The organism is Psychrobacter sp. TPE 89C, assembly GCF_055522395.1.
On sequence record NZ_JBVFXW010000023.1, the window covers coordinates 1 to 21,796 of the forward strand.

Consider the following 21,796-nt stretch of genomic DNA (forward strand, 5'->3'; position numbering starts at 1 on the left):
TTAAATACACTATTTTTTTAGCATTTTATTTGAATGATTACAATCTGACGGTACACGACTGATTTGGTGATTTTGACGAGTACTTTTCTTCAACGATATCAATGCTTCGTCATTTGGTACTTGCTGAATGATAGGACTACCTTCTTTTGATGAAGCAACTTGTAAATAAGTCGTCGTTTGAGGGCTAAATTGATACTGTTTAGAGTAAGTAGTAATTTTACCAGTTTCTTCACTTAACACTTTGGCATTGATAAGTTGTAATCCATTACATACTATAATGTCTGAATAATGTCCGCTCGTCAGGCTCACCTGAAATGCACTATCAGGTCCCATGCTTACGTTGATAGTACGTGGGTTAATATTACTTAGTTGGTCAGTATTTTTAGCATGACGGAAGAATACAATTCTACTTTCCATTTTTTGTAGAGAGTCGTCAGGTATAACTTCAAACACTTTATGGTCTTTTGCCCAGTTGGTGTTAATTTTGCTATCAGAAAGGATTGATTGCTGTTTTTCTTTTATGGTCTGGCAGCCTGTTAGGCTCATAGCTATAAAGAATACAGCCGATAATAATATAGTTTTGTTTTCCATAACACTTGCTCCCTATAAATTAAAATCTTAATACGTAAACAACTATCCTATAAATCTATATTGTAATGATTTTATAAATCAAAAATACTATTCCGATTTATCCTATGTCTATATATAAACAATTATGAATATAATAATTAATGCAAATATGACCGCATGTATCAATAAATTGTCTTTACAAATTAAACAATGCAAATAAAAACCCTTACATATAAATATATAGTAGAACAAAAATAAACTCAATACATAAAATCTAACTATTGTTTATAGGTAATATTCTATTTAAGAGGTTTTTTGGAGCTGTATATACCGTAAATATCAATAACGAGATTTTTACAGGCCTTAGACACAAAAAAGCTACGATACACATTGGTATCGTAGCTTTTGGATAAAACAAATATCTTACTTAGAGCGAATTCTCTCTACTAACCGCTCTTAACGCTCGCCCAGACCTTCTGAGAATGTCTTGGTAATAGGTTTCGTTAGATAAGACAGTACAGAACGCTCTTGCGCTTTAATATCCACAGAAGCAGTCATACCTGGCTTAATCACAATCTCATCACGGCGACCCGCAAACTCGGCACCTGTTATTTTTATCTGTATTCGATAATAAGGCTCTTCCCCTTTAGGTGTCTGCTCCATCAAAGTATCAGGGCTGATATAGATCACGTTACCATTCATTGCACCAAAAATAGAGTAGTCGTAGGCATCTAGTTTGACACTAGCAGCCTGCTGCTCTTTGACATAAGCAATATCTGCCGGACTTACCTTTGCCTCAACGATAAGATCACTACTGGTTGGTAGTATCTTCATAATAATCTCACCGGGCTTCACGACACCGCCAATAGTGGTAATAAGGATGTTGTTGACCTTGCCATCTGTAGGAGCGAATAGATTTTTTTCTTCTAGCACTTGTGAATGGTCACGCAGTTGCTCAAGCTCAACATCCAGCTCTTCTTGCGACTTAGTCATCTCTGACTGCGCTTCCTCAAAGTACTTATTACGCTTGTTGGTAATCTGCGCTTGAATCTCAGCGACTTGTCGGCGCAACTTAATCACATCCGCTTGACTGACATCGCCATAAGTTAATAATGGCTCATTCATACTCAGTTCTTGCTGTGCCAGTACCATCATCTTTTGTAATGAGTTAACATCTTGATCGATCGCTTGGCGACGACGATTGTATAGCTGCGTTTGGTTTTCTATATATTCACTATAATTTTTGATACCTTCTGGAAAGACCAGTGGTCGTTCAAATATTTCAGCTTCTAATCTTGCGATCTTAGCTTTTAATGCGGCTATTTTTGAACCTGAGTTGGCCACTGCTGCTTGTGCTCGCTCTTCTTCTAGTCTGACTAGCAGCTGCCCTTTCTTAACCTCTTCACCTTCTTTGACTAATATATCAGTCAGTACACCACCTTCAGCCGCTTGAATGTCTTGCGTACGAGCACTAGCAATAACCGTACCAGAGGCTCTGGTTACTTGATCAATTTGGGCAAAGTATGCCCAAACAATCAATACCAAAATCCCAATTAAAGCGCCCCAAATTATAATGCGTGTGCGCCCAACTTTTGGATCATGAGTTTTATGCTGATAGTCATTCATGGTCTTTTCCTAGATTGTCGCTGTTATCGCTCTTGTCATTACCGTTCTCTGATGTCTTCTTATTACTAATGACTGTCACTTTAGAGTTACTCACTTTAATAGCTCTCTTATTTTCTTTCTGCTTTGTATCGTTGCCTTGTAACTTATCCAATACCTGTGCTTTAGGGCCATCCATAACGATTTTTTGATTGTCCATAATAATAATGCGGTCAACCAACTGTAACAGAGGCATTTTATGAGTAGCGACAATCAAAGTTTGGCCTTCTCCGAACTCTTTTCTGAGGACATCAATACACTGTAACTCTTGGCGATTGTCCATCGATGCGGTTGGCTCATCCATGAGTAATATAGAAGGTTTGGTTAGTAGCAAGCGAGTAAAGGCAACCAATTGCTTTTGTCCCCCTGACAATCCTTTACCACCTTCACTAATCGGTAAATCTAAACCACTAGAATGACTGGCCACGAGTTTTATCAAACCCGTTTTGATAAGAGCATCACGCATGACATCATCGCTAGGTGCTGGCAGTCCGATCAATAAGTTATCACGTAGAGTACCTTCAAAGAGCCTATGGTCTTGCTGTAGGTAGCCAAGCTGTTCATTCATTGACTCACGACTAATCTGCTGGATATCTAAACCATCTAGCAATATACGACCCTGCGTTGGTGCATATAATCCTGATAGCACTTTAAGTAGCGTCGATTTACCAGAACCAATTGGACCCAACAATGCAATGCGCTCGCCTGCTCTTATACTGAGCTTATTCACAGCCAGTGCTGGTTGGTCATTGTTTTGATAATTAAAAGTGACTTTATCTACATCAAAGTTACCAGCAATTCGGCTAGGTGACAGTGGATGACTGACACCATGATTGTCTTGCTGTAATGAAAACAGCTGCTCAATATTAAGTTTGGCTGCTTTAGCATGTGAGGCTTGCACCAACAATCCTGGGATGCTCATAACAGGTGCTAAAATACGCCCACCCAAAATCGAACACGCTATCAGACCACCCATGGTCATATCACCAGACATCACCACAAATGAGCCAACAATGACGATGCCGACATAACTGGTCTGCTGAATCATCTGCGATAAATAACTCAGATTATCGTTGGCATGCTTCATATCCAGATCGTTTTTGGTCGTGATATTCATCACATCAAGCCAGCGTGACAGGAACTTCCAATTGCCTGATCCGGCCTTGATAGTCTCAACGCCCTCTACTGTTTCAACCAAAATACCTGTCTTACGATAAGAGGCTGACGCGCCAACAGCTGCTATGCTGTCTATTTTTTTGCGGGTACCTAATCCTAATACAATCGCTACTATCGCCGCTATGATAGGCACCAAAGCTACTAACGGATTACCAATTACGACAATCAAGGACACAAAGATAATGGACATCGGAATATCGACCAGCCCAAACAAAGTGCTGGCAGTGTAAAATCCTCGGACTTGTTCGTAGCCACGCAGCTGTGCTGCCATCGAGCCGACCGACCCTGGCATCTGATCAATACGTACATTTAATAAGCGCTGAAAGACCTCACGTGATAGATATTGGTCAAGGTTGACTACAACTTTATCCATAATCTTTGAACGTGCAAACTTCATAAACGTTTCAAATAAAATGACCAGCCCTACACCACTTGCCAAGATAATCAAGGTGTACTCACTACGCGTCGGTATCACTCGGTCATAGACCTGCATGGAAAACAGCGATACCGCGAGCGCTAGCATATTGATCAAAAAGGAGGCAACTACTGCTTCAATGATAATGCCACGGTAGTTTTTGAGATCTTTTTTGAGTAGCTGATCGAATGATGACTGTTTTCGTTTGCTAGGTTCTTCTTCTAGACGAACCCGCAACGAATACAAAAATTCAGTGCCTGTATGTGCAGTGATTTTATCAAACTGCTTAAAATCCCAAAGCCCTTGTGGATTCAATTGCTGAATGATCCCCCAGCCTTGTGTGGGGTGCAGTGCTAATAGCGGTAAAAATGCGGCATCTGGCACAGGCAGTGATTCAGGCAATTGATCGATACCTAACTGCTGTAGCACCTGAATAATATCTGCAAGCGTTGATATACTTTTCTGCTGATATATAACGCCTTGCAACCTGACATTATCGATAGGATAGCCTTGCTCTGTTAGCAAGGTACGTAATGCATCTGCTAGCGATAATATATGCGTATCTAGCGGATCATTAGGCGTAGGCGTCGGCATTAGTTGTGTTGTAGTAGCATTTACTATCAGCTCACTATCCGATGGTTGGTCATTAGAAGCTGAAACCGGTGTGCTCATGATAAATATATCCCATGGATGAACTGATAAGGCAAGATGACACTATGCCTAACAGTTGTTTCTTTATGAATGTGTGGCTTGTGATATCTTTATGGAAAATCAGTCAACAGCCCTGTATTGTTGTCGCGGCTGTCAGCATCAGCATAGCCAGAGGCACCATAAGTATCTTCAATAGAGTACGTCACCATATCTTTATCTTTCATAACGATAGGTTGTATAAATGAATTTTCTGTCTTTTGTGTCGTATTTTCTTGACGGTTCAACCAGTTTTTGACAGGATCTAACGGACTAAATAAAGGCTCTGGTTGACGGCTTTGATCAAACTTCTGCCACGACATCATACTAAAGTCAACTTGCAACTTATAATAAGCTGCGATGATAGCGGTACGAGTTTCAACCAACTGTGCCTGATACTGAGAGTGCTCACGTACTGCATTTAGTACTTCAAGCCATGACTTTCGGCCAGCGATAAATTGACGACGATAAGAGCTGACCACGATCTGTGCACCTGCTACAGCAGCGACCAACGAACGCTCTTGATCCTTAGCACTCGCAAACTGCTGATATTGCGTTTGAATGGTTTCGAGTACCTGCCGTCTTGATGCTTCTTTCGACTGCGAAAGGCTATCGACTCGTGATTCAGAGGCACGCGCTAATGCTAAGTTGGACAGGCCAGCGCCTGGATCATAGCTCAGACCTACTGAAAACTCTCCGCCATTATCATTATTGTTTTTTTCACGATCATGATAATAATCATACTCATATTGAGCATACACCGTCGGATAGCGAGCAGCCTGCAATGACTTTACTCCTTGCTTGGCCGCCTCTACTTGATACTCCTCTTTGACCACCGTTGGGTTGTAAAAACTGGCTTGATCAAAAGCCATCCTCTCAAAGGATTGCGAGTAACCTTTAGCTCGGTCAACCAATGCACTCAGATTCGGTGTTGGCAAATCAGTCGCTGATAGCGGATGCCCAACGATTTGCTCTAAACGTGCTATCGCAATACGCTGCTGCTCAACGGCTCCTTGATAAGAATTTTGCTCTTGTAAGATACGGTTGGTCACCAGATCCATCTCGATACGGGCAGAGACACCTTGATCTACACGGCGGCGCATCATCTCTTCAAACTCTGTCAGCAGTTGCAAGCTATCATAATAGACACTCTGCTGTGCGACAGCTGTGATATAACTTTGCCATGCTTCAATCGTGGTTTTAGCGACTTGGTTTTGTTGCTCGTAGACATACTCTGTTGCCGCTTTGTCATCAAAGACTGCTTGATTGACATTGGCAGTGAGTTTACCGCCTGTCCATAATGACTGTCGAATCTGCAACTGCGATATCATACCGTCATCACGATCATAACCTGATGACAGGCTGGGTGCTGGCAGCATATTGAGCTTCGCGGCGAGTATACTTTCTGTCGTTGCTTGTTGCTCTGCACGGGCCGAACCAACTAAAGGATGGGTCTGAATTGCCTGAGTAATAAGCGTGTCCATGTAACTGTCAGCTTCTGCTGATGCGGCACCAGATAGAGACATCAACAATACACTGACAACCACGGTATAATACTTGCGTATCGTTACAACTACCATAGAAGGTAACCATCTCATTAATGGGTCATAATAATAAACTTTCATTTAGTTTGGCTCAGTCCTGCTTTAATAAAATAAAGAATTGCAATGCTTTAAAATCAGAAATCTGTCACTATTCACGAAGTATTCTTGCTATAAATGCGTTGTAGTTTATACCATGTATGTAGATAACTAAACAATCATATTCAATAAACACTTGCCTGTTTTAGATATGGTTGATCTTACAAACTTGACGATAAGCTTTTTGGACGTGTTCACTACTATCTAATATGTATTTTCGACGTGGGGATTAAAACCATGACACAACATTTGCGACCACCTATCCCGCCTGCCAAACCAAAAGAAAACTCAACGCTCGCTATTGCGTTGGCTATATTACTACACATATTAATGGCTATCGTTATCTATTTCACTGTTTTTGATGATGACTCGTCAAAACGAGAAAACTCAGAACGCTCTCTCACGCCTTCAGTATCCATAGCTACGATATCAGAAGATCCATCGGCAGCATCTGTTGAAGCAATAACACCAGACAATCAAAAGAATACTGCACAGTCTGGCGCAGAACCAGATCAGTTATCCTCTAACAGTACTAAAAAAACAGCTGCTCGTGATGGCCAGATTGCCAGCAATAATACTATGACTACGCAGACACAGCAATCCTCTACTCAAGATAATGATAACTCTGAGATGGTCCAGACATCAGTACTGGGTAGTAATGATAACGCGATAGCTACCAGAAAACCAACGGCTGACACTCAAAACGACCAAGCTGAATATACCCTCAAAAAAACCAAAGAATACGAACAGTTAGATGATGATATCGACAAGGATAGCGAACAGCTCTCAAAACTTATCACCGAAGTTAGGCAACGTAATCAGGATCAAATTCGACAACATCAAATCGATAAACCGATAACCACAAATACTCAGAGCACACCCATGGTCGAGCCCAACTACCCTATCACCCCTATTAATTCTTTGGCTACATCCTCGTCGAACAACAGTAATCAGTAAACCACTAAGTCAGTCGATAGTCATTAAAAACCCTCAAATAGCACTTTACTCCCTCAAAGTAGAATTAAAAACGCCCTAACTTATTAGGGCGTTTTTAATTCTACTTTGACTATAGTCACATCTATACTAATGATTATTCAAGTTAAGGCACACTGTCAAAAGTACACCTTAATTTGCCATAATCTATACCTTTATATCACAGTCGTAGTGATATCGGTTTGAATCAACAAGTCATGAGTACCATTGGTATCAGAGAAGCTATAAACGTTATAGCTGACGCCACTTTGATTCGTGGTGCCACTGCTTATCCAATCATTACCAGATAGCTGCACGCTGTCAGCAGCATCCCCTTTGATAACCAAGTCTTTATCCGTCATTACCGTATCATCAATGATATTATGGTTTGTACCTGTCAAAAAAATTGAATATAAAATTGATAAGCGGCGTATATTTTATGCCCAGTCACTATCAACCATGAATAGCTGATATCAATTTCATAGACACCCATGTAGAAAGCTATATCCAGCAGCCTAACGAAAGCAATTAAACCAAATGTGTTGGGACAACTTATATTCTAAAACTATAGAGGATTCAGTTTGAAAGAGAGAAAGGCAACCGAGTGTAGATGTATATCTAATACTTCAAGCGAGGTTAACGCAGTAATCCTTTAATCCTTTAATCCTTTAATCCTTTAATCCTTTAATCCTTGTAGTGGCATAATAAAATTGGACAGCGCATAAGCGGTTATACTACCCCAAAGAGGATAACCAGTATGACTACCAAACGCAGAGAATATACCCGAGAATTCAAGTTAGAAGCCGTCAGCTTAGTGGTTGATCATAAGCGTAAGATTGCAGAAGTGGCAGAATCGTTAGGGATTGGAGCTTCTACTCTAGATAACTGGGTACGCAAGTATAAAAAAGAGCAGCAAGGGGTTACGCCAACTCAAGGTTTGGCACTCACCGATGAACAACGAGAGCTACAGGCGCTTCGCAAACAAGTTAAGCAATTGACCATGGAGCGCGACATCTTAAAAAAGGCTTCAGCTCTACTGGCATCAGACAGTCTCAAAAGCTACTACTGATAAGTAAGCTTGTAGAGCAAGACAAACGCCTAAATAAAAGCCAGTGGTGTCGTCTATTTAGTATAGTGAGAAGCACCTACTACTACTGCAAACAGGCTAAGCCCATTGATATTGAGCGTGTCAAACTCAAAGCTTTGATACGTCAGGTATTCAACGAATCAAAGCAGTCAGCAGGCACTCGCACCATTATCGCCATGCTGTGGAATGAGCATCGCATTAGGTTGACGCGCTACTTAGCCGCCAAGCTTATGAAGCAAATGGGTTTGATCAGTTGTCAGCTTAAGTCTCACAAGTACAAGCACGCTGATCAAGCGCATAGAACCCATGACAATATATTAGACCGCAGGTTTAGCCCAAATGCGCCTAATCAAGTTTGGACAGGTGATGTGACTTATGTTCGTATCAAAGGTGGCTGGTGTTACTTATCGGTTGTTCTAGACCTGTTTGCTCGACGTGTGGTTGGCTTTAGTGTCTCTGACTCTCCCAACAGTCTCTTAACTAGCTCAGCGCTACAGATGGCGTATCACACTAGACTTAAACCAAGCGGTGTGCTTTTTCATTCTGACCAAGGCTAGTACTACACCAGTGAGAAGTTCGCTGACGCAATAGCTGATTGTAAGGGCCTGACACAAAGTATGAGCTGTCGTGGTAATTGTTTGGACAACGCACCCATTGAGCGCTTCTTTATAAGCTTTAAGACAGAATGGTTGCCAAAGGGTGTCTACGAGGATATAGCTGAAGCATCAAGTGCTATTAGCGATTATATCTGGGGCTACTACCAAACGTTGAGGCCGTACAGCTTCAATAATTATTTACCGCCGGCTGAAAAAGAAAGGTGTTACTTTAATCAAAACCTCTTATCAGGTGTCCTAAATTAGTTGACCACTACAACCACTACACCTTTAATCCTTTAATCCTTTAATCCTTTAATCCTTTAATCCTTTAATCCTTTAATAGTGGAATAACTACCCCTAGCTGTCGAGCGGTCTTTAATATATTACATTGTTATCTACTATCTTTCTGACCACTGCTACCTTGAATCTCATACTATCGTTTTACCTATTCTCAACCATAATAAATTCCTATCGATACGATGAAATCAATCGAGCTTTTGTTCTATCATTTTTTCCGCATCATTTGAAACTGGGTAACACATTATTCGGCACTCCCTCTTACGGTCACAAACACGTTGACACATATAAAGATTGACGTCACAATATTGTAAATATTAATGGTTATCAATAACATCTAAAACCTATCTGACTTGTCTTGCCTACCCTCTTCTATTCCACGTATATCTATATGCCTTCTGCTGTCTTGATAAGATACCGCCGAATATCATTCATAAAGGTGTGGTAAGTAATTTGAGCAACTCTCAATTTATAGTCTGCAATGATTAAAACTTACTTGTACATTTACGATAAAAGTCAGGCTTTGCCTAACAATCTTTTTCTGCCATCACACATACGATTATTATCATAACGAGCCATTATGTCTTCACGCACTACCGCTTCTTTGTATCATATGATTTGGGCGCATTATCGCCTGCCTTTTCTCAAAGTTATTCTGCTTAATTTGGTAAATGCGGCTGTCAGTGTGGGCATCATTGCTTATATAAATCATACATTTATCAGCCAACCTGTCTTTGATACTTTGTCATTACTCAGCTTAGGCTATTTTTCCGCCTTGATTACACTACTATTAATCACTACTTTTTTATCACAGTATGCGTTGACGCGTCTGGGCCATCAGTTTGTGTACGAGCTCAGAACAAAACTGGTCAAACAAATCATAGATACCAAAGTGCCGCAGATAGATCACTTGGGTAGTGCGCGCTTAATTGCCAGCTTATCTTCAGATATTCAGTCTATTACGACTGCATTTGTACGCATGCCAGAATTGGTACAAGGTGTCATTTTATCTGCGGGTGTTGCCCTTTATTTAGGATGGCTGTCACTACCACTATTGTTTATCATCATGTTTTGGATTGTGATGACAATCTGGATAAGCACCATCTTAGTAAAGCATGTGTATACTCATTTGATAGAGCTTAGAGCGATTAATGATTTTTTATACCAAGATTATCAATCTATTATAGAAGGTCGTAAGGAGCTTGTGCTCAATCAGTACCGTGCTGAAAAACTATATTCAGACGATTTTTTGTCTCATGCCAAGTCGTACCAACAGACCGTCATAAAATCTGACACCTTTCACTTATCTGCTGTGAATTGGTCCAATATCATGATGTTTGCCTCGATTGGCGTGGTGTTCGCGGTATCTAATTATCTGAATATACCGATGGGTGTCGCCACCACATTCTCCCTAACGATTCTATTTATGCAGTCACCCATTCTGCATGCGGTTGGTGCGTATCCAACCCTACAGACTGCTCAAGTGGCACTAGACAAAATACAGTCGCTAGAGCTGGCTGACTACCAAGCAGAATTTATGACTGACCACGTGGCAAAAGACTGGAACTCTATCTCACTGACTGACGTTGGTTATCGCTATGGTGATATCAATACGCAGACACAAAATCTAGCTGGTGACGTAAATAACCCTGATGATATCTTGAAATCTGTCAACCTTACCGTGAGACGTGGCGATGTGGTGTTCTTAATCGGCGCCAATGGTAGCGGTAAGTCTACCCTCGCCAAAATCATCACGGGGATTTTCACCCCTACCACAGGCTCTGTACAAGTAGACCAAGACATCATTGATTCAGAGAATAATGCCGATTATAGACAGCTGTTTTCTGCTATCTTTAGTGATCAGCATCTGTTTAAACAGCTAATTGGCAATCAGGGCAATCAACCTGATGAGGCACTGATATCTGACTGGCTGCAGAAGCTCAATCTACAAGACAAAGTGAGCGTGTCTGATCATCAACTTTCTACAGATAAACTATCTCAAGGTCAACGTAAACGATTGGCCATGCTACTCTCAGTCGCTGAAAAAAAAGACATCTTATTGCTTGATGAATGGGCAGCTGACCAAGACCCTGCTTTTCGCCGTGTGTTCTATCAAACGCTAATACCTGAGCTAAAAGCACTGGGCAAAACGCTGTTTATTATCAGTCATGACGACAGCTACTTTGAACACGCTGACCGCTTATTATTGATGAAAGAAGGCCGATTGATTGAATTGAATGCCGAAGAACGACAGCGCGCCAGTACCGATGCAATCGCCATGTTGCAATAAACATGACTTGTTATAGATGAAGACGGTCACGAAAAAAATGGGGCGACTTATGATAAGTCGCCCCATTATGGTAGAAAGAACCACGCTATAGCTATAGTCGGTGAACTACTAAACCGCTACGGCGTTACCCTCCTTAGATGTACTACTTGTACAATCTGCAGTCGGCTACCTTGTACCCATTTTAGAGTTCTTTGACTATATATAAATCAAAAGTATCTAGACACTCGAAAACTCGTCTAAGCCGTTTGCTTATTTTAATAATTTCTGCAAAAAAGCACTACGAGATATTACTAAGAAGTCCAATAAGGCGATAACAACGATTGCGATAATGGCTGTCGGAAATATAACCGCGACAATCAATAAAGGAAGCGCAAATGGCCACCAGATAGCTGGGTTTAAACCACATGCTGGCGGGTTCAGCCCAGTGCTTTCATCGGCATTATTAGGGCGACGTTGCCACCACATGATATAGCCGCTCACGCTAATCATAATAACAAACAGACAAAACAAGACATTGGCCAACACACTCCACCATCCTAGCGTACCCATATGAATAGCAATACCTGCCGCCATAAACTTACCAAAGGCATTGTAATCATCGAAATGAATATCAGCCAAGACATTACCTGAATAGCGATCGATATGTACCGTGCGATCTGCTGTCGGACTCTGCATATCATAGCTCATCGAATCTTGGCTAATGGTCCAGACGCCTGTACTGCCTTGTGGTAAGTTCAATTGATAGCGGCCTACAAACCCAATTTCTCGAGCGTAGCGGTCTACCGTATCAATCATGATAGGTATATTGGGTGCGGTACCATCCTGACCCATGGTCGTACCCGAGACCGGCATCGGCGTTAGCTCAAGCACCCAAGGCACCTCTTTGGTGTCGCCCGAGTTTAAGACACTGCCGTGCGTGGGTGCTTCAGTATGCGCTTCAGATGCTGCCGCACCATGGACGTGAGGTGCAGCCATTGACTCATGCATCGCAGTGCTGTGTTGGCTATGATCAATCGACATAGGCATAGGAGCAACGCCCCATTTACCTGCAGGAAACTGACTCCATGCCTGCACAACTCTTTCGCCCCACACACCTGCCCACGCCATACCTGATATACAGAAGAACAGCAGCAGAATCGATACCCAACTGCCCAATGTCGCATGAATAGTACGGATAAAAGATCGTTTTTTCTTGTTGGCTACTACCTCGTTAGGTATCAGCATAGCTTTCACTGATTTGCGTTTTTGCCACCAGAGATACCAACCCGACAAAATCAACAAGATGGTCAATGAGGCAGCCGTTTCTAGCAGATAATCACCTGCTTTACCGATGAGCAAATCACTATGAATATTATTAAACGTATCATAAAGACCGCTGCTAGCAGGTGCGCTATTGACGACATCAGCCGTATAAGGATTCACTGCCACCATATTGGTCTGGCCTTCTGACTGCACCTGAAACAAAGCGACGGTATCTGCGTCACGGGGCGCAATATATTTAATCAGTGTGCTATCGGGTAACGTATCAAGCGCATTTTTGGCTTGTATAGACACGGGTGCTTGGACAGTCGACTCTGGAATGGTGATGGTCAAGCGATCATTGTCTCGACCTGCAGTGTTCGACATGAACAACATGCCGAGAGCTGTGACCGCCAAAACAATTAAAAAAGGCGCGACAAACATGCCAGCATAAAAATGCCAGCGCCATACCGTAAAATAACGCTGCGTGTTAGGTGACTGACTGCTGTCTCTGTTCATAAATACGACCTTTGATAATCTCTGATTGCTCAATTAACAACATAAATCTATTAACAATATAATATCGGCTGCATCATACGAGAAAACCCCTGAAAAAACCACTACCCCTCTAGTCATATATCAACAATATTAATGTAAAGAAGCCGCACTAAACCATTCAGAACCGCGTCCAATATTTCTATAAAGCGTTAACTGTAACTTTTTAATGATAACAATAATCATTAGTGTTATTATTATTTCCGTTATTTATCTCCCTAAATTTAAATCCAACATATTCAACGAATATTATTGAACAGGAAATATGATGCGGCTTCCTTTAACCTCTGAATCTATCCGAAAAAAACATCTGGCCATAGCAGTACAAATTGGCTTAGCCATGAGCATCAGTCATATAGCTTATGCTGAGTCAGCTGATACTGAGGGCACGCTAAGCAATACTCAGACAGAAAATTCTGAGACAGCGACACCATCAACGACCTTAGATACGATAACTGTCTATGCCGATAGTTACCGAAGTACAGGGACAAAAACCGCATTAGACCCTGATGATGCGCCGATGAGCTATACCAGAATCGATCAAGACCTATTGCAAAAACGCCAAGCTGACAGTGTCAACGCTGCCTTACGCTATGAGCCCGGTGTTAGCTCTGAGAGTCGCGGCACGGTATCTATCTTTGATGAGTATAGAGTTCGTGGCTTTAAGACCTTATCGAATTTTTATGATGGATTGCGACTGCCTTACGATGGTGCTTGGAACCTCATGCCGCAAGTAGACATCTATGCAACTGAAGCCGTAGAAGTCGTCAAAGGGCCCGCATCCTCACTTTATGGTTATACGGCACCCGGCGGTATGGTCAATCAAATAGCCAAAACACCCAAAAGCACCCAAGAAACTGAGGTACAGCTACGACTAGGCAATCAAAACCTAAAAGAAGTGGCAGTTGATACAACAGGGACGCTTACAGACAGCTTGAATTATCGCTTTGTGGCATTGAAACGCAAAAAAGACGGCCAGATGCAGACCACAGAAGAAGAACGCACCCTACTCAATCCATCGCTTGAATGGCAAGCGACAGATGACGTGTCGGTACTTGCTAATCTATTTTATCAAGATGATCCAGACATGGTGCCCTCTACTCCGCTGCCTTCGGTCGGTACTGTCTATAACGCTAGCTACGGCAAGTTGGATAGCGATGCCTATGCGGGTGACGAATGGAATAAATTTAGCAAAGAAGTATTCATGCCGAGTGTCACCGTAAACTGGGACATCAATGACCAACTAACCTTTAAGCACATACTGCGCTATACCGATGCCGAAGCAGAGCAACGCAATATGTATAATAGTGGAGGGTTTGTCAGCGGTAGTGATACGATATTGAACCGTGTGGCCTATACCACCGATGAAACCATGAAAAACTGGACCACAGACAACCAGCTGGCTTATCAATTCGATACAGCCAATACCTCGCACAATTTATTATTTGGTGTCGAGTATCAAGAGACCGATAGCACTGCCGCGTACTATGATGCTGGCGCGGATGGTACGCCAAACCTTGACTTGTCTAACCCTGATTTTTCTCAAATTGATGCCGACACTTTACCTTTAGATGTCTACAGTCAATATGAAGACATCGAACAGAGCCAGCTTGGTTTTTATGTGCAAGATGAGATGAAATGGCAAGACTGGACAGTGGTTGCAGGCTTACGACATGATAAATTCAAGAGCACCACTGATCAAACCAAAGCCTCTTCAGGTATGACGTATAGCGACCAAACCATTAATAATGATGCATCAGAAACCAGTGGTCGTCTGGCTGCTATTTATGATTTCGATAATGGGCTATCACCTTATGCGAGCTACTCACAATCGTTCCAGCCAGTCGTTGGTAGCAACTTCGTGACCGATGAGCCATTTAAACCGACGACGGCTGATCAACTAGAAGCTGGTATTAAATATCTCTCGGCAGATGGTGGCACCAAAGGAACACTGGCAGTATTCGATATTAAACAACAAAATGTCGTGGTGTCAGATTACGTCAATTATAGAAGTCAAACCCAAACGGGTGAGATTGCGTCTAAAGGATTTGAAGTATCCGGCAGTCATATGCTCAATGACTGGGTGGATGTCGCGGCGAGCTACAGCTATACCGATGCTGAGATTACAGAAGATGAGTTCAACCCTGATGTGGTCGGTAACACGCCAGCGCAAACAGCGAAACATAAAGCCACGCTATGGACAGACTACTACGCCACAGATAAGCTGACGCTCAATGCGGGTGTTCGCTATGAAGGCGGCATGCAGATCGATAAACAAAATTCAGATGAGTTGCCAAGCGTGACATTGGTAGATATCGGTGGCAATTATGAAATCAATCCTATGCTCACTGTCGGTGCCAGTATCAACAACCTCTTTGATAAAACCTACGTCGGTTCTTGTTATGACATCAATAACTGCTGGATGGGACCAGAGCGCCAGATGACAGTCAGTCTAAAGGCCAACTTCTAATCATAAAAAACTGGCTATTGTAATAATAGCCAGTTTTTATCAAATGATAGATGAAAGTATAAGATGCACACTTACAACACCAAGGTAGAAAATAAGGTAGAAAATTCAGTTGGCTTGGTCAGTTGCCAATTATAGACCAATCACTTGTATTAGATGTCCTGTCTTAATATATACCGTGGCGCCTTCTAACCCTGCTTTTATTTGCGACTGCTCACCTACTGGTAGACGTATCCAACTATCTCGTTGATATACTTTATCACCCTCTACTAGGCTGCCCTCTACAACCAGTAACTCTACACCGCCTGCACTTACACCATTAATGATATCTTCGTTGAATAATACGTCGCCTGCTGTGAGACGTTGCAAACTCACCTGCTCGCCATCATCAGAAAAAAGCGCACAGATATCACGATTGCCTTGGCGTGTCCAATTGGCATCATCATGAGTATCGATAGCGACATAGCGGTCTTCATCAGATAGCATCTGTCTGAGCTTCACAAAGATCACCGCACCTTCATCACTATAAGGGGTATGACCTGATGACGGGGGATTACGCAAATACCAGCCTGCAGGATAATGTTTGTCATCTGCAGAAAACGTACCTGACAATACCAAAATCTCTTCACCACCTGGATGCAGGTGATGCGGAAAATAAGAATTAGGTGCGTAGCGCACCAGACTGGTGGCTCGGGCTTTCTCTTCGCCAACGCGATCTAGCATGATACGTTCTACACCACTCTGCGGTGAGTTTACCCACTGTTGGTCTTCAACGGCAAGCGCCGCGCGACTAGAAAAATCTGCATTAATAAGCATAAGATTATGTCCAAAAATAGTAGGGTGTAACTCAATACTCTCTTATAAAGTATCTGGCATCATTTATTGAGCCTTATTCATAATTATCAATCATTTTTTAAGAATCATTAGAGATAGATAAGAACTGCAGTACTTTTATAAGACGCCCTAACCTTTATTGCACTTATCGCACTAAAATAACTGGCGACAATGTACTGGCAATAATCTCTGTTGTCGTACTGCCGAGAAACAGTTGCTGTAATTTAGAATGACCATAAGCCCCAACCACCATGATATCGACGTCGTTTTCCGTTTGAAAAGCCAACAAACCATTGACTGCATCCGCCGCTGATAAATGATGAGCCGCCACAATAAACCCAGCCGCTTCTAATTGTGCTGCTGCAGCACTTAAGCTCTGCTTAGCAGCATCATTGTGGCTTCCTATCATAACGATATGACCTTGCAGCCCTTTTAGCACTGGGCTCCTTGCAACCATCCATGCTGCTTTTATGGCGGTTTTGCTACCATCAAAAGCGATCATGTACGAGCTTGGTGCTTTGAATGTCTCTGAACAAATCAAGATAGGAACATCAGATGCACGGGCGACTGTTTCGATTTGACTACCGATATTGATACGGCTGTTTTTGTGATCTTCTCCGCGTCGACCCATGACAATGGCACGATTTTCTGCCTTAAAATGCTCAATGGCAGGTAGCAGCTTGCCGCGGCGTTGATAGATGCGGATAGCGACATCCTCAAAATCATTTTGGATGTGGCTTTTTGCATCTTGGACCAAGGCATTGCTATAACTGTTGACCACCTTTGCTCTTTGCTCATCCATCTGGGTCAATTCTTCTAACAAAAACTGGCGGCTATTCACCCCTATCGCGCCCGACAAATCGCGTCTGGTCGATGCTGGAACCTCACTGACATGCAACAAACCAACAGGTAAATTCAACTTACTGGCATACCATGCTGCATAGTCACAAACTGATTCAGTCACTGCCGAACCATCAATACAAGCTAAAACGTGCTGTGATGTTGTCATAATATGTCCTTAATTTTAATTATTTAGGGCGTGTCCTCATTTTAAAAATGGTAATAAAAATGAGATAAATTGCAGTCAAACAAGGAAAATAGCGCAGATAATATCGAGATATTAGTCAGCTATTTGACGCCGTTTGGCAAGATTTAGCCATTTTTATCCCATTTAGATGACTATCGATTGAATTGAGGATACGCCCTAGTTCCATATAGCGTCCAATGCTCATCCCAAATACTCTGGAAAAATCCTCTCCATTACTTCGATAATAACCAATTTGGCTGACTTCATCCAGTGATGTGTGCCTGCCTCTACAATAATATCCACTCTGCTGTCTTTATATTGCACAACATTTAAAGAAACGTGGTTCTAGTACAGCAATAAAGTCTTGTCATCGTCTGACAACATGCCCTAACAAATTTTGCTACAATGTATTTTTTAGCATTTGTGATTTAAATATCGTTATTTAGGTGATGGAACTATGGCAAAAAATGCCCTACAGGCTCAACTACTCAAAGCGGGATTGGTAGATAGCAAAAAAGCCAATAAAATCAGCAAGCAAAATCAGCATGCCAAACGTACTGGTGACTCAGAAAGTCTAGAAGCGAAAAAAGCATTGGCAGATGCGCAAGCAAAAAAACTAGAGAAAGATCAGCAGCTCAATCAAGAAAAACAACGCGTTTTAGAAGAAAAAGCACTCAAGGCCAATATCATCCAAATGATTAAGCAGCATCAAATCACTGATATCAGTGGTGATGTCAGCTATCAGTTCGTTGATGGCTCTAAAGTCAAAAAAATCTCTATTACCCAAAAACTATATGACCAAATCGTCGCTGGTCATGTCGTCATTGCGCGATTAGAAGAAGGCTATGCACTGCTTCCCCGCCCATTAGCAGATCGTATAGATTCAAAAATGGAAGGCTTTATGGTTGTATCAAACGATACATCAGAAGATGTGTTGGCAGAAGATGACCCTTATGCCGCCTATGTGATTCCAGATGATTTGATGTGGTAAACAGTCAGTATTTATAATACTTGCTTTGTTAACTTAGAAACCCTTTGTAGAGTACTTACTTCTACAAAGGGTTTTTTTATTGTATAGAAAACAATCACCTTTAAGCTAGCGTTACAGGTTTTATTGAAAAAGGTAACAAATCGCCATAACCTTGCCATACGTGGCGATGCGAACTTGAACAACCATTCAATAGCAACTACAATGCGATTTCTTGACCTATTTAGCGATAAGGTTTGCTCGAAATTGAGCAATCACTCAAGAATTGAACACATTTTGACTTTTACTAATCATATAACAAAAGCCAATATCGGCACCCTACTCATCAAGAAGTTTTGAAAAGGCTTTCAAAATTTCTCAAAAAGAGATTTCTCATGCCAAAACATTTGCCACTTTCACTCTTATTACTTCGACTTGGTATCTTCACAGTCTTTTTATTTTGGACGCTTGATAAATTTATCAATCCTGACCATGCTGCAGGCGTTATGTCTAAGTTTTATGGAATGGAAAATATGGGTGATTCCATATTCTATGTTATGGGCGCTGTTCAGTTGATACTTATCATACTGTTTGTTGTCGGGTTATTTAAAACTTGGACCTATGGTATTTTGCTGCTGGCTCATGCGGGCTCCACTTTTTCGACCTTTGCTTTATATCTAGAACCATTTGATAACCTGTTGTTTTTTGCCGCATGGCCAATGCTGGCAGCATGTATCGCTCTCTTCTTGATGAGAGACTGGGATACATTGACACTGGGCAAACGAACTGTGGGCAAAACTGTTCCTTTGACATAGATATAAACAGAGTCTATCGTTTGACTATGGTCAAATCTAAATAAATTCAGTACCAGCAATCCAAGCGTAGACCGTACAGGTGGTACGTCAAATGCAGGTGTTGCCGTAGCAAAGCTATAGAGGTTAAATGGTGCAATAATATAAATGCTAGCTAAAGCGATACAAGCTATATATTATTTAAACTAACAACTTAGCTGTTTTATTGCAGGTAAACGAATAGATTATTCAACAATTCAATGTAATTGCCACCATCACTAAAACAGCAAAAGTTTTTTGATCATAGTTTTAATGATAGAAAGATGACTATGAATGAAACCTTTGCTTTACTATCAGGCCGAATCTTTCATGATTAAGAGAATATTTCTAATACTGTTAATAGTGCTATTAGCAGTGGGGTTTTTCTACTTTGACCTCAACCAACTGTTGACGCTTGAGGGCTTAAAGGGTTCGATGGCGCAGTTCAACGACTATAAAGCAGAGTCACCGTTACTTATTATCGGTGGGTTCTTTTTACTGTACGTCGTAGTTACGGCCCTCTCGCTACCTGGCGCTGCCATATTGACATTGGCATCCGGCGCTTTATTTGGTCTGTTTCAGGGCTTAGTCATTGCCTCATTTGCCTCAAGTATTGGCGCGACACTTTCGTTTTTAGCATCACGTTATTTGCTACGCGATACCATCAAACAGCGCTTTCCTGAACGCCTTGCCGCTATCGATGCGGGCGTCGAAAAAGAAGGTGGCTTTTACTTATTCACATTACGTTTAGTCCCTGTATTTCCCTTCTTTTTAATCAATTTGCTCATGGGTGTGACCGCCATTAAGTCATGGACCTACTACTGGGTAAGCCAAGTAGGTATGCTGGCAGGTACTTTTGTATTCGTTAATGCGGGTACGCAACTTGCGCAAATAGAAAGCTTGTCAGGTATTTTATCGCTCAATTTAATTTTATCGTTCGCTTTATTGGGCATATTCCCACTTATTGCTAAAGGAATCTTAAATGTGTTTAAAAAACGTCGCGTCTATAAAAACTACTCGAAGCCCAAACAGTTCGATCGCAACATGATTGTTATTGGTGCGGGTGCTGGCGGCTTGGTAACGAGCTATATTGCTGCTGCTGTTAAAGCAAAAGTAACATTAATCGAAGCAGGTGAAATGGGCGGTGATTGCTTAAACTATGGTTGTGTCCCAAGTAAAGCCGTGATTAAAAGTGCAAAAATCGCAGATCAAATTCGCCACGGTAAAAACTACGGCCTTGAAAATGCGTCTCCGCAGTTCTCGTTCAAAAAAGTCATGGCACGTGTACATGATGTCGTGGCTGAGATTGCACCGCATGACAGTGTTGAGCGTTATACCGATTTGGGTGTCGATGTGGTAAAAGGCTATGCCAAGCTCATCGATCCATGGACGGTAGAAATCGCCCTAAATGATGGTGGCACACAAAAGCTAACTGCCCGTACTATCGTTATTGCAACTGGTGCACGCCCATTTGTACCGCCATTACCTGGTATTGAAGAAACGGGCTACGTGACCAGCGATACCATATGGAACAAGTTTGCAGAACTAGACGAAGCGCCCAAAAAGCTGGTCGTACTGGGCGGTGGTCCTATCGGTAGTGAATTGGCGCAGAGTTTTGCACGCTTGGGCTCAAATGTGACTCAAATTGAGATGAGTGAGCGCATCATGATCAAAGAAGATCTTGAAGTGTCTACCTTTGCACACCAAGCGCTGGTTGAAAGCGGTGTAAACATTTTGACCTCACATCAAGCACTACGCTGTGAAGCTCGTGATGGTAAAAAGTATATTGTCGTTAAACACAACGACACTGAAATCGACATAGAGTACGATGAGCTATTGTGTGCCGTTGGTCGAAGCGCTCGCCTGACTGGTTATGGCCTTGAAGATTTGGGTATCGAAACCAACCGTACTATCGTCACCAACGAATACTTAGAAACGCTGTATCCTAATATTTTTGCAGCAGGTGATATCGTAGGCCCATATCAGTTTACTCATGTCGCAGCCCATCAGGGTTGGTATGCCGCAGTGAACGGCTTATTTGGTAACCTGAAAAAGTTTAAAGTAGACTACCGTGTGATTCCATGGACCACGTTTATCGATCCAGAAGTCGCACGTGTCGGCTTAAATGAGCAAGACGCGATAGACAAAGGTATTGAGTACGAGATTACCCGCTTTGAGTTCAAAGAACTAGACCGTGCCATTACTGACAGCGCAGCTAAAGGATTTATCAAAGTCATTACCCCTAAAGGGAAAGATAAAATACTTGGCGTGACCATCGTATCTGAACATGCTGGTGATTTGATTGCTGAGTTTGTATTAGCGATGAAACACGGCTTGGGACTGAACAAAATACTTGGTACTATTCATAGCTACCCAACTTGGGCGGAAGGCAACAAATATGTGGCCGGTGAATGGAAACGTGACCATGCCCCTCAGCGCGTATTAAGCTGGCTAGAAAAATACCATACTTGGCGTCGAGGTTAGC

At 42.1% G+C, this 21,796-nt stretch carries 17 protein-coding genes; 9 read left to right on the forward strand and 8 right to left on the reverse strand.

All coding sequences use genetic code 11. The features are described 5' to 3' along the window. Nucleotides 1-9: 9 nt before the first annotated feature. The 4 genes from ACZW67_RS08365 to ACZW67_RS08380 all read right to left on the reverse strand — a co-directional run bounded on the left by ACZW67_RS08365 (nt 10) and on the right by ACZW67_RS08380 (nt 6,090). A complete protein-coding gene (locus ACZW67_RS08365) occupies nt 10-591 on the reverse strand; it encodes a hypothetical protein (RefSeq protein ID WP_465182884.1) in 582 nt (193 codons plus the stop codon). Nucleotides 592-1,026: 435 nt separating this feature from the next. After that, nucleotides 1,027-2,196: a secretion protein gene (locus ACZW67_RS08370; protein ID WP_465182885.1), complete on the reverse strand. Its 1,170-nt coding sequence runs from the start codon at nt 2,194-2,196 to the stop codon at nt 1,027-1,029. Then, nucleotides 2,189-4,417: a type I secretion system permease/ATPase gene (locus ACZW67_RS08375; RefSeq protein ID WP_465182919.1), complete on the reverse strand. Its 2,229-nt coding sequence runs from the start codon at nt 4,415-4,417 to the stop codon at nt 2,189-2,191. The genes ACZW67_RS08370 and ACZW67_RS08375 overlap by 8 nt, the downstream gene beginning before the upstream one ends. Before the next feature lie 167 nt (nt 4,418-4,584). Then, the gene (locus tag ACZW67_RS08380) at nt 4,585-6,090 is read right to left on the reverse strand and encodes a TolC family protein (protein WP_465182886.1); all 1,506 of its coding nucleotides are present in this window, start codon (nt 6,088-6,090) and stop codon (nt 4,585-4,587) included. A 297-nt stretch (nt 6,091-6,387) separates the two neighbouring features. Between ACZW67_RS08380 and ACZW67_RS08385 the strand changes: the two genes are divergently transcribed. Continuing rightward, a complete protein-coding gene (locus ACZW67_RS08385; protein ID WP_465182887.1) occupies nt 6,388-7,107 on the forward strand; it encodes a hypothetical protein in 720 nt (239 codons plus the stop codon). A 191-nt stretch (nt 7,108-7,298) separates the two neighbouring features. Here the strand turns inward: ACZW67_RS08385 and ACZW67_RS08390 are convergent, their stop codons facing one another. Next, on the reverse strand, nt 7,299-7,484 hold the full coding sequence (locus tag ACZW67_RS08390; RefSeq protein WP_465182888.1) for a hypothetical protein: 186 nt from the start codon (nt 7,482-7,484) through the stop codon (nt 7,299-7,301). 395 nt (nt 7,485-7,879) lie between these two features. Between ACZW67_RS08390 and ACZW67_RS08395 the strand changes: the two genes are divergently transcribed. The 4 genes from ACZW67_RS08395 (at nt 7,880) to ACZW67_RS08410 (ending at nt 11,392) form a co-directional block, all read left to right on the forward strand. Continuing rightward, nucleotides 7,880-8,191, forward strand: coding sequence for a transposase (locus tag ACZW67_RS08395; RefSeq protein WP_379544545.1), 312 nt, complete (start codon nt 7,880-7,882; stop codon nt 8,189-8,191). Then, the gene (locus ACZW67_RS08400; protein WP_465182920.1) at nt 8,191-8,766 is read left to right on the forward strand and encodes an IS3 family transposase; all 576 of its coding nucleotides are present in this window, start codon (nt 8,191-8,193) and stop codon (nt 8,764-8,766) included. The genes ACZW67_RS08395 and ACZW67_RS08400 overlap by 1 nt, the downstream gene beginning before the upstream one ends. Nucleotides 8,767-8,814: 48 nt before the next feature. Further along, nucleotides 8,815-9,069 carry an integrase core domain-containing protein gene (locus ACZW67_RS08405; protein WP_465182921.1) on the forward strand — a complete coding sequence of 85 codons (255 nt, stop codon included), beginning with the start codon at nt 8,815-8,817 and terminating at the stop codon, nt 9,067-9,069. 613 nt (nt 9,070-9,682) lie between these two features. Then, nucleotides 9,683-11,392: a multidrug ABC transporter permease/ATP-binding protein gene (locus ACZW67_RS08410; RefSeq protein ID WP_465182889.1), complete on the forward strand. Its 1,710-nt coding sequence runs from the start codon at nt 9,683-9,685 to the stop codon at nt 11,390-11,392. A 249-nt stretch (nt 11,393-11,641) separates the two neighbouring features. Here ACZW67_RS08410 and ACZW67_RS08415 read toward each other — a convergent pair whose 3' ends face one another. Beyond that, on the reverse strand, nt 11,642-13,150 hold the full coding sequence (locus ACZW67_RS08415) for a PepSY-associated TM helix domain-containing protein (RefSeq protein WP_465182890.1): 1,509 nt from the start codon (nt 13,148-13,150) through the stop codon (nt 11,642-11,644). Nucleotides 13,151-13,454: 304 nt separating this feature from the next. Here ACZW67_RS08415 and ACZW67_RS08420 point away from each other — a divergent pair, with 304 nt between their 5' ends. Next, complete coding sequence (locus ACZW67_RS08420; RefSeq protein ID WP_465182891.1) at nt 13,455-15,656, forward strand: TonB-dependent siderophore receptor; 2,202 nt, start codon at nt 13,455-13,457, stop codon at nt 15,654-15,656. 129 nt (nt 15,657-15,785) lie between these two features. Here the strand turns inward: ACZW67_RS08420 and ACZW67_RS08425 are convergent, their stop codons facing one another. Then, on the reverse strand, nt 15,786-16,469 hold the full coding sequence (locus ACZW67_RS08425; RefSeq protein ID WP_465182892.1) for a cupin domain-containing protein: 684 nt from the start codon (nt 16,467-16,469) through the stop codon (nt 15,786-15,788). A gap of 163 nt (nt 16,470-16,632) precedes the next feature. Further along, complete coding sequence (locus ACZW67_RS08430) at nt 16,633-17,496, reverse strand: universal stress protein (protein ID WP_465182893.1); 864 nt, start codon at nt 17,494-17,496, stop codon at nt 16,633-16,635. 475 nt (nt 17,497-17,971) lie between these two features. Here ACZW67_RS08430 and ACZW67_RS08435 point away from each other — a divergent pair, with 475 nt between their 5' ends. From ACZW67_RS08435 to ACZW67_RS08445, 3 genes are all read left to right on the forward strand, one after another. After that, nucleotides 17,972-18,505, forward strand: coding sequence for a DUF2058 domain-containing protein (locus ACZW67_RS08435; RefSeq protein ID WP_201591500.1), 534 nt, complete (start codon nt 17,972-17,974; stop codon nt 18,503-18,505). 371 nt (nt 18,506-18,876) lie between these two features. Further along, on the forward strand, nt 18,877-19,296 hold the full coding sequence (locus ACZW67_RS08440) for a hypothetical protein (RefSeq protein ID WP_110922835.1): 420 nt from the start codon (nt 18,877-18,879) through the stop codon (nt 19,294-19,296). Nucleotides 19,297-19,641: 345 nt separating this feature from the next. Beyond that, entirely contained in the window at nt 19,642-21,795 is a 2,154-nt protein-coding gene (locus ACZW67_RS08445) for an FAD-dependent oxidoreductase (protein ID WP_465182894.1), read from the forward strand. Nucleotide 21,796 lies beyond the last annotated feature (1 nt).